The organism is Paraburkholderia sp. C35 (assembly GCF_003121405.1).
Classification (GTDB): Bacteria; Pseudomonadota; Gammaproteobacteria; order Burkholderiales; family Burkholderiaceae; genus Paraburkholderia.
On sequence record NZ_QBUY01000184.1, the window covers coordinates 1 to 9,131 of the forward strand.

At 64.1% G+C, this 9,131-nt stretch carries 9 protein-coding genes; 5 read left to right on the forward strand and 4 right to left on the reverse strand.

Features of this window, described 5'->3' with window-relative positions; genetic code table 11:
- Nucleotides 1–147: 147 nt before the first annotated feature.
- Both DK391_RS43055 and DK391_RS43060 read right to left on the reverse strand, forming a co-directional pair.
- Entirely contained in the window at nucleotides 148–978 is an 831-nt protein-coding gene (locus DK391_RS43055; protein WP_109484107.1) for a MerR family transcriptional regulator, read from the reverse strand.
- A 49-nt stretch (nucleotides 979–1,027) separates the two neighbouring features.
- A complete protein-coding gene (locus tag DK391_RS43060; protein ID WP_109484108.1) occupies nucleotides 1,028–1,600 on the reverse strand; it encodes a GNAT family N-acetyltransferase in 573 nt (190 codons plus the stop codon).
- A gap of 176 nt (nucleotides 1,601–1,776) precedes the next feature.
- On the opposite strand from DK391_RS43060, the gene DK391_RS43065 reads away from it, so the two are divergent.
- A complete protein-coding gene (locus DK391_RS43065; protein WP_109484109.1) occupies nucleotides 1,777–2,880 on the forward strand; it encodes an aromatic acid exporter family protein in 1,104 nt (367 codons plus the stop codon).
- Between the two features lie 118 nt (nucleotides 2,881–2,998).
- Nucleotides 2,999–3,553, forward strand: a complete 555-nt coding sequence (locus tag DK391_RS43070) for a thioesterase family protein (RefSeq protein ID WP_109484110.1) — start codon at nucleotides 2,999–3,001, stop codon at nucleotides 3,551–3,553.
- A gap of 53 nt (nucleotides 3,554–3,606) precedes the next feature.
- On the opposite strand, the gene DK391_RS43075 is transcribed toward DK391_RS43070, so the two are convergent.
- Together DK391_RS43075 and DK391_RS43080 are read right to left on the reverse strand one after the other, a co-directional pair.
- Nucleotides 3,607–3,822 carry a hypothetical protein gene (locus DK391_RS43075; RefSeq protein ID WP_239483114.1) on the reverse strand — a complete coding sequence of 72 codons (216 nt, stop codon included), beginning with the start codon at nucleotides 3,820–3,822 and terminating at the stop codon, nucleotides 3,607–3,609.
- A 254-nt stretch (nucleotides 3,823–4,076) separates the two neighbouring features.
- Nucleotides 4,077–4,811: a DUF1956 domain-containing protein gene (locus DK391_RS43080; RefSeq protein WP_109484112.1), complete on the reverse strand. Its 735-nt coding sequence runs from the start codon at nucleotides 4,809–4,811 to the stop codon at nucleotides 4,077–4,079.
- Between the two features lie 127 nt (nucleotides 4,812–4,938).
- Here DK391_RS43080 and DK391_RS43085 point away from each other — a divergent pair, with 127 nt between their 5' ends.
- From DK391_RS43085 to DK391_RS43095, 3 genes are all read left to right on the forward strand, one after another.
- The gene (locus DK391_RS43085) at nucleotides 4,939–6,063 is read left to right on the forward strand and encodes an HlyD family secretion protein (protein WP_109484113.1); all 1,125 of its coding nucleotides are present in this window, start codon (nucleotides 4,939–4,941) and stop codon (nucleotides 6,061–6,063) included.
- Nucleotides 6,050–7,651, forward strand: a complete 1,602-nt coding sequence (locus tag DK391_RS43090) for an MDR family MFS transporter (RefSeq protein ID WP_109484114.1) — start codon at nucleotides 6,050–6,052, stop codon at nucleotides 7,649–7,651. The genes DK391_RS43085 and DK391_RS43090 overlap by 14 nt, the downstream gene beginning before the upstream one ends.
- Before the next feature lie 7 nt (nucleotides 7,652–7,658).
- Nucleotides 7,659–9,131: efflux transporter outer membrane subunit (locus tag DK391_RS43095; protein ID WP_239483115.1), on the forward strand; the 1,473-nt coding region annotated here is incomplete at its 3' end.

A 9,131-nucleotide genomic window follows, 5' to 3' on the forward strand; every position in this document is an offset into this window, starting at 1 on the left:
GTTCAGCGGCTTTCTTTTGCCTACTTTTCTTTGCCGCGGCAAAGAAAAGTAGGTGCTGCCCCGCACAGGGGCGCCGCCCGAAGTACCAGTAAGAAATCGCGGATGCCAACAAAAGCAAAAGCAAAAGCAAAAACAAAAACCAAAACCTCACCGCTCCTTCTTCTTACCAGCCCGCACGGGCCGCGAACTCTCCATAATCGCCGCGACGCGATCCCCAAGATAATCCCCGGAAGCCTCTTCCAGCGCGCGATTCATCTCACTCTCAACCAGCACCATCCCAAGCGGCCGCACGCGCCAGATCGCATCAACAAGAGCAGGCACATCGGCCGGCGGCGGCAACGCATCAGCTTCGTAACGATCGAGTTGCCGCACAACGAGATCGACCAGCACCTTCGCAATCGCATTGAAATGCGGCCGCGATACGCTCACGGCATCGAGCAGGTCGGCGAGAGGAATGCCCGCTTGCGCCATCGTCGCGCCAGCATTGAGTGTTGCCGGACTACGCGCAACGAAAGACAAACCATCGCGTTCGAGCAAGCCGAGTTCGATCGCCTTCGACACGGTCCTGGTCAGTGCAGCAGGCGTGCCCTTGACGCCGAACATGCGCGCAAGCTCGACCAGCGAATACTGCCGGGGCCGCTCATGCGACCAGCGACTGCCGATCGCATTCTCCAAACCAAGAATCGAGCGCAGATCGTGACCTTCGTCGATGGCCTTGATGAGATCCTGGATATTCGCGAGCGTATAGCCCCGCGCCAGCAGATGATTGATGAGCTTGAGCCGCGACGCGTGCGTGTCGTCATACACGCCGACACGGCCGCGTTTCTCCGGCGGCGCCAGCAGGCCGCGGTCCTGGTACGCGCGAATGTTGCGCACGGTCGAGTCGGTGACGCGCGCGAGTTCGTCGACGGTGTATTCGTTGCGCTCTACGGCAGGCAGTGTGTCGCCTGTGGGCGCGGGTTTTGGTGATCTGGGCATGCGGTGATTCTAGCGCGGCCCGCTGCGTCGCATGCCCGGCGGCGTTCTTTTAGTCGTCGTTGGCGTGCGCGTGAGCGTCCGCAGGCAAGGTGTCGCTGCCCGCACCGAGCGCGCGCTGCATCAGCGTCGAATCGAGCCAGCGTCCCTGCTTGAAGCCGACTGCCTTCAACGTGCCCACCAGTTCAAAGCCCGCATCGCGATGCAGCGACAGAGAGCCGCCGCGCCCGCCGTCCGCGATCACGGCAATCATCTGCCGCCACGGTCCCTGTTCGCATCGCGCGATCAGCGCGGCGAGCAGCGCACGTCCGACGCCGCGGCCACGGCACGCTTCGTCGATATAGATGGAATCTTCGATGGTGTGGCGATACGCGACACGCGGACGATACAGCGTTGCATACGCATATCCGGCAACCTTGCCATCGACCGTTGCCACGATATAAGGCAAGCCGTGCGAGAGAACAGCGGCGCGGCGCTGCTGCAAGTCTTCGACCGACGGCGGTGTTTCTTCGAACGAAGCAACGCCTGTCAGCACGTGATGCGCGTAGATCGCCTGAATCTCGCGGAAATCGGTGTCGGTGGCATCACGGATGACGGGGGCGGCGACCGGGGATGTCTCGCTCATTGTGTTGGCTGGCGGTGTCGAGGCTGGAAACCTCTCACTATGCCTGTCGCGCGCGAGGAAATGAAGCGGGTCAAAAATGGCACCCGTCCGCGTGCTGTTCAAACCCAGGCCGGTACAATTCGAACCAGTCATGCCGATGCCGCACATCGCGTGTTTTCCCGTCTGCAGGAGCAGCCATGTCGACCGCTTCGTACGCCCATCAGCCGCTGACGCCGTTTCGCCGTGCACTCGCACGCTTCTCGCTCACCGAAACGGCCAAATACGTCAAGCTCACGCTCGGACTGTGGATCGGCTTTTCGATTCCCTACAACCTCGGTTATCCCGAAGCCGCCGTCGCGCTCGCCAGTTCGACCATGCTGACCCTCGCGCTCGGCAGTTCGATCTCCGCCGCGCGCGGCTACTTCTACCGGCGCGTGATGTCGAACGTGGTCGCCATGCCGATCGCCACGCTGGTGATCTGGGTGACGGCGCCGCATCTATGGCTCGGCACGCTGCTGCTGCCGCTCGTGATCTTCGCGATCATGAGCCTGAGACCCTCGCTGTTCCAGATGACGAGCATCACCATTCCGATGACACTCGTGCTCTACACGGGCGAGCATCTGCCGCTGCTCGAACAGCGGCTGATCGGCGTGGTGCTGGGCATGCTGCTCGGCTTCATCCTGCAGCAACTCGCGTTTCCGCCCGATCACGGCTTCTGGGCCAACATTCTCGTCAACGACGGCAACGAGCAGGGGTTGCAGACCCTGGGCCGACTCGCGTCCGGCCAGCATGACGCCGCACAGCTGAAAGCGGACATCGGCAAGCTGCGAACATCGAGCACCAACCTGAAGGACGCGCACGGCCTGCTCAAGGCAGATTTGCAGCAGGCATGGGTGTCGCCGCATCTGCATCGCAATCGCGACCGGCTGCCGCTTTTCTGGTGCTATCACGAACTGTTCGATTCGCTCGTCAACTTCCTCGAAACCGCCGATACCTTCCACGAGCAGTTTGCGGCACTCGATCTGCACTGGCGTGAAGCATTCCTTGCCGGCCTCGCCAAGCTCGTCGAAGCGCACAGCAAGCTCGCGCAGGTAGCCGATCTGCGCGTCGAGCGCGCGGCGCTTACGGAGAAGCCGCTGCAGATGGAGACCTTGAGCGCGATCGTCGATACGCTGCCTGCGCCCGGCGTGTTCACGAGCGTCTATCTCGGACACCTCACGGGCTATGGCATTCTGCTGTGCCGTCTGAGCGACATGCATACGGAGCATCTGGCAACGGGCAAGGCAACGGCAGCGGCCTGATGTACCCCGATGCAGCCCGATGCGAAGAGAAGCTCTATAAAAGCGGGCTTCCCTACACGATGCTGTCGATTAACATGCGTGCTTTCGCATCGTCGGCGCCGTTCAGGCGAGCCTTGTCATGAATCTGCTGTTACGCCTGTTTCTCACGCTCATGCTCAGTCCGCGTCGCGGGCAACTGCATGTGCTCGATACCTGCATCACGCCGTTCCGCGTGTTGCCCAACGATCTCGACGTGCTGCGTCATATGACGAACGGCCGCTATTTCACCATTCTCGATCTGGCGCGGATCGATCTGATGGTGCGCTCGCGCATGTGGCCGCAGATCAAGAAGCGCGGCTGGTATCCCGTCGTCACGCTGGAGACGATGCGCTTTCATCGTTCGCTGGAGTTGTGGGACCGCTATGACGTCGCGACGCGCGTGGTCGGTTGGGACGACAGGCATGTGTTCATCGAACAGGGTTTTATCCGCGATGGCGTGCAGGTTGCGCTCGGCGTGGTGCGTGCGCGCTTTCTGAAGCGCAGCGGCGGCACGGTGCCGACCAGTGATCTGCTCGGGCTGGCGGATGTCACGCAGGCTTCGCCTGCATTGCCAGACTGGATCGCGCAATGGAGCGCGGCGGAAGGCGGGATGACGCTGCCCGCTGCGCCGCGCGAGACGTCCACGCAGAGTTGAACGCCGCGCGGCGCAGCGGCCTGATTGGCCGTGCGACGCGCATCAGGCGACGATCAGGCTTGCGCCGCTGCATGCGGCACGACGAGCGCGCCGTGCGGACCATCGCCGCCCGGCCCGCCGGGTCCGCCACCATGGCCGCCGGGACCGCCGCCGTATCCCGGGCCGCCGCCCCAGCCGGGTCCGGGTCCCCACCAGCATCCTGACAACGTGGCAGTGAGTGCGGCCATGACGGCCAGAATCGCGAGCTTGCGCATGGATTGCTCCTTCAATGAGTTATGCAGTTCGCCGCGCCGCTGCGAGCTTGCGGCGCGGTGCGAAGCCGCACCTTACCCATCGAAATCCATTCGCGCTTGACAGCTTCGTTACAGAATCAACAGCAATCTGCATGCGTCAGCGTTGTTGCCAGGCCGCGCAAACCCGCGTCACACATGGCACCGCGCATCAGTCGCGTGTGCAGACGTCCGTCACGTTCTGTCTGTCTTTGTAAGGGACGTTAAGGTATCCGCACGCCGGCAGCGCTGCTTCACTTCTTCTTGCGCGGCTTGCTGTTCGCCTCACGCCATTCGATCATCGCGCGCAGCAGGACCACGCTCTGTTCGTCGATGATGGTGCACAACTGCTTCAACCGCTCGCCGTCGATCGATTTCCACTGCAGCGCTGCCAAGGCCGTGCAGCGCGTGAGATGGAACGACACGAGTTGTCCATTGATGGCGAGCAGCCGGATGACGGTTTCGGGATCGTCGGCGGGACGGCCCAGCAGGCGTCCGACGATCTCCGAACTCACGCTCAGCAGCGGCTTGCGCATGCGCTCGTTCAGACGTTCGGCAGCGAACGCGGGACCGAGGCCCGCCTGCTCGCGCGCCATGAACAGCCGCCAGGTGGCGGGCGTTTCCGTCGTGAACAGATAACTGGCGACGCGCGCCTGGATCGTGCGGAACGCGCCGATCAACTGCTCGTCGGATGGGTTCGCGTCGAGCACGGCTTGCGCGGCATCGACGGCATCGGCGAAGTAGTCGGACACGTTCGCCATGATGTATTCGACGCAGGCCTGATAGACGCCTTCCTTGTTGTCGAAGTAATACACCAGCGCGGGTGCGTTGACGCCGGCATGCTCGGCGATCTCGCGCGTCGACGCGCCTTCGAAGCCGCGCTCGCCGAACAGGCTCAGCGCTGACTCGATGATTTTCGCGCGGGTCTCTTCGCCGCGCTGATAGCCGCCTTCCGCTGCGGGGCGGTGTCTCGGGGTGCGTGTCGTCACGTCGTCTGAGGGTGAGTAAGAGATAAGCGGAAAGGTAAAAGGTAAGGATCGTAAAAACAATACTGTTGACTAAATTGTACCAACTGGAATAATTATAACGATCGGTATAAATTTATCTGAGGTCAACATGTCAGCCACATTGCCCGTCGAGGAACAGGGGCGCGCCGCAGGTGCGCAGCGGTCCAGAAAGAAGGGCGTATTTCTTGTCATCGGTGGCGTTGCCGTGCTCGGCGCGATTGCATGGGGCGTGCACTGGTGGACAGTGGGGCGCTTCATCGAAAGTACGGACGACGCCTATCTGCAAGCCGACGGCATGACCGTCGCGCCGAAGGTGTCGGGCTATGTGGCAAGCGTGCTGGTGGGCGACAACCAGGCCGTCAGGCGCGGCGATCCGCTGGTCAGGCTCGACAGCCGTCAGTACGATGCCGTGCTCGAGCAGGCCAACGCCACCATCGCGGCGCGTCGTGCCGACATCCTGCGCGGCGAGGCGGAGCTCGCGCAGCAGCAGGCGGCCATCGCGCAGGCGCGCGCGCAACTCGACGGCGCGAGCGCGAACGAGGCGCACGCGGCCGCGCAGGTCAAGCGCTATGAGCCGCTCGCCGCGACCGGCGCGGAAACGGACGAGCGTGTCGCCGATCTGCGCAACGCGCAGCGCCAGGCGAGCGCCACGCGCGCCGCCGATGCCGCCGCGCTGCAAAGCGCCGAGCGCCAGATTGCGACCACACAGGCTTCGATCGAACAGGCGCGCGCGCAACTGGGCGCCGCCGAAGCGAGCGCGCGCCAGGCGCAACTCGATACGCAGGACACGGTGCTCAAGAGTCCCATCGATGGCCGTGTCGGCGATCGCAGTGTGCGCGTCGGTCAGTATGCGCAGCCCGGCACGCGCTTCATGACGATCGTGCCCGTGCAGGACGTGTATCTCGTCGCCAACTTCAAGGAAACGCAGATCGGCATGATGCGCATGGGTCAGCCTGTGACGCTGCGTGTCGATGCGCTGTCGGGTGCGAAGCTGCACGGCACGATCGACAGCTTCTCGCCGGGCACGGGTTCGCAGTTCGCGCTGCTGCCCGCGCAGAACGCAACGGGCAACTTCACGAAGATCGTGCAGCGCGTGCCCGTGCGCATCAAGCTCGACGTCGGGCCTGAAACGCGCAAGGTGCTGCTGCCGGGCATGTCGGTGAACGTCGATGTCGACACGCGCAGCGCGCGCGACAACGAAGCGCGCATCGAACGCGAGGATGGCCGTGGCTGAGCACGCTGCAGCATCGGCCGCCACTGCAGCGGCGAACGCGAAGCCCGCGAACGCGACCGCCGCCGACTGGATCGCCGTTGCCGCGGGCGCGCTCGGCGCGCTGATGGCAACGCTCGACATTTCGATCACGAACTCCGCGCTGCCGCAGATTCAAGGGCAGATCGGCGCGACGGGCACGGAAGGCACGTGGATCTCGACGGGCTATCTGATGTCCGAGATCGTGATGATTCCGCTCGCCGCGTGGCTCACGCGCGTGTTCGGGCTGCGCAATTTTCTGCTCGGCAACGCAACGCTCTTCACGCTGTTTTCGATCATGTGCGGCATGTCGCACAGCTTGCCGCAGATGATCGTCGGGCGCATCGGCCAGGGTTTTGCGGGCGGCGCGATGATCCCGACTGCGCAGACCATCGTCGCGACACGGCTGCCGCGTCATCAGATGCCCATCGGCATGACGGCGTTCGGTCTGATCGTGCTGCTCGGGCCGCTGCTCGGGCCTGTGGTGGGCGGCTGGCTGGCGGAGAACATCGACTGGAGCTGGTGTTTCTTTCTGAATCTGCCCGTGGGCGTCGCGCTGGTCGTGCTGCTGATCGCGGGTCTCGATACCGCGAAAACCAACTGGCAGCAGTTCGTGCGCGCGGACTGGCTCGGCATTGTCGGGCTGGCGGCGGGCCTGAGTTCGCTGACCGTGGTGCTCGAAGAAGGGCAGCGCGAGCGCTGGTTCGAATCGTCGATGATCGTGTGGCTCAGTGTGCTCGCCGTTGCCGGCATTGCGCTGCTGCTCGCGGCACAGTTCGTGTCGAAGCATCCTATTGTGAGGCTCAAGCTGCTCACCAACGCGCGCTATGCAAGCGTGATCTTCATCGTCTTCACGGTGGGCGCGGGGCTGTACTGCGTGTCGTATCTGCTGCCGCAATTTCTGTCGGGCGTGGCGGGCTACAACGCGCAGCAGTCGGGCGCGGTGATGCTGATGTCGGGCTTGCCTGCGTTCCTGATGATGCCCGTGCTGCCGCGTCTGATGGGTCGCGTCGATACGCGTCTGCTGGTGATGGGCGGTCTCGCGTGCTTCGCGGGCAGCTGCCTGCTCGACATTTCGCTGACGGCGCAGAGTGCAGGCAACGACTTCACGTGGTCGCAACTGTTGCGCGGCGTCGGCCAGGTGCTCGCGATGATGCCGCTGAATCAGGCATCGATGGCCGCCGTGCCGCGCGAACAGGCGGGCGATGCCGCGGGTCTCTACAACATGGCGCGCAACCTCGGTGGATCGGTGGGTCTTGCGCTGCTCGGCACCTTCATCGACAGGCGCAATACCTTTCATGAAGACATGATCCGCGAGTCGGTCACGGCCAATTCGCTGATTGGTCAGGAGCACGTCGCGCAGACAGCAACGGGATTTTTTGCGCAACACGGCGATATGGCCTATGCAAAGATGCAGGCGCTCGGTCAGCTCGCGGCGCAGATGCAGTTGCAGGCGAGCGTGATCACGTTTTCGGAAACGTTCTACGTGCTCGCCATCGCGCTGCTGCTGTGTATTCCACTCGCTTTTCTTCTCAAGAAGCCGGCACCGGGTACACCGTCGGCCGGACATTGAACCTGTGATGAAGCCAACTGATTTTGCCGCTCGAAGCGGCGTGATAGCCGCGCGCCGTGCTTCGCACTCCGTGTCGGCGTTTTCTACCTTCGCGCTTGCGCTGACCGTGTTGCTTGCAGGCTGCACGGTCGGACCCGACTACAAAGGCCCGACTTCCACGATTCAATCGACGAGCTTCAAGCGCGCGCCGCAAGGCGCCGTCGAAACCGAGCCGGGTGTCGCCGCGTGGTGGGTCGCGCTCAACGATCCGCAACTGACGGCGCTGATCCAGGCAGGCATCGACAACAGCCCGGACCTGCGCGCGGCGCGTGCGCGTGTGCGCGAAGCACGCGCGGGCCTCTCGCAGCAGCAGGCCAACGAGTTGCCGAAGGTCGGCGCGAGCGCGGCGTATCTGCGCATGCGCGAGCCGGACCTGTCGTCGCTGAGCGGCGGCAGTTCGTCGGGCGGGCGCGGTCCGCTTGGCGTCTATCTGGCGGGCTTCGCCGCAAGCTGGGAAGTCGAGCTGTTCGGCGGTACGCGCCGCGCGGTCCAAGCAGCGTCGGCGGACGCCGATGCGTCGGAAGCGGATCTCGCCGATGCGCACGTGCAGCTTGCCGCTGAAATCGGCAGTGCGTATGTGGGGTTGCGGGATCAGCAGCAGCGTATCGATATCGTGCGCAAGTCAGCGGATCTCGAAGCGCATGTGCTGTCGCTGACCGAGCAGCGGCGCGAGCGCGGCGTGGCCTCGCAAGTCGATGTCGAACGCGTGCGCACCCAGGTCGAGAACACGCGCAACGCGCTCATTCCCCTCGACGCGCAGATCGCCGAATCGCTCGATCAGCTTGCGTTGCTGACGGGCCGCGAACCGGGCGCGCTCGACGCCACGCTGATCTCGCCCGCGCCGCTGCCCGCGCTGCCGCAGACGGTTGCCGTCGGCGATCCGGCGCAATTGCTGCGGCGGCGGCCCGATGTGCGTGCGGCCGAGCGGCGGCTCGCATCGCAAAGCGCGCAGATCGGCGAGCGCGAAGCGGACTGGTTCCCGAAGGTCACGCTGTTCGGCAGCCTGAGTTATAGCGCGGCCGATCCGGGCCATCTGGTGCGCAAGGACAATCTCACGTGGCTCGGCGTACCGTATCTGCAATGGAACGCGTTCGATTTTGGCCGTACGAAAGCCAAGGTCGATCAGGCGCGCGCCTCGTTCGATGAAGCGCAGGCGAAGTATGAAAGCACGGTGCTCGGCGCCTTGCGCGATGCCGATGTTGCACTCTCGCGCTATGGGCACGAGCGCGAAAACGTCGTCAGCTTGCGTACGGTGGAAGGTTCGGCCACGCTCGCAGCGACCCTGACCGAGCAGCGCTATCGCGCGGGGACGGCGTCGGCGCTCGACTGGATCGATGCGGAGCGCACACGCTATACGGCTGAGCAGAATCGCGTGCAAAGCGATGCGCAACTGATCAAGGACTACGTCGCGTTGCAAAAGAGTCTGGGGCTGGGCTGGGAG

Coding starts and splice junctions, on each gene's coding strand:
- DK391_RS43055 (WP_109484107.1), bottom strand. CDS start 978: ATGCCCAGATCACCAAAACCCGCGCCCACAGGCGACACACTGCCTGCC.
- DK391_RS43060 (WP_109484108.1), bottom strand. CDS start 1,600: ATGAGCGAGACATCCCCGGTCGCCGCCCCCGTCATCCGTGATGCCACC.
- DK391_RS43065 (WP_109484109.1), top strand. CDS start 1,777: ATGTCGACCGCTTCGTACGCCCATCAGCCGCTGACGCCGTTTCGCCGT.
- DK391_RS43070 (WP_109484110.1), top strand. CDS start 2,999: ATGAATCTGCTGTTACGCCTGTTTCTCACGCTCATGCTCAGTCCGCGT.
- DK391_RS43085 (WP_109484113.1), top strand. CDS start 4,939: ATGTCAGCCACATTGCCCGTCGAGGAACAGGGGCGCGCCGCAGGTGCG.
- DK391_RS43090 (WP_109484114.1), top strand. CDS start 6,050: ATGGCCGTGGCTGAGCACGCTGCAGCATCGGCCGCCACTGCAGCGGCG.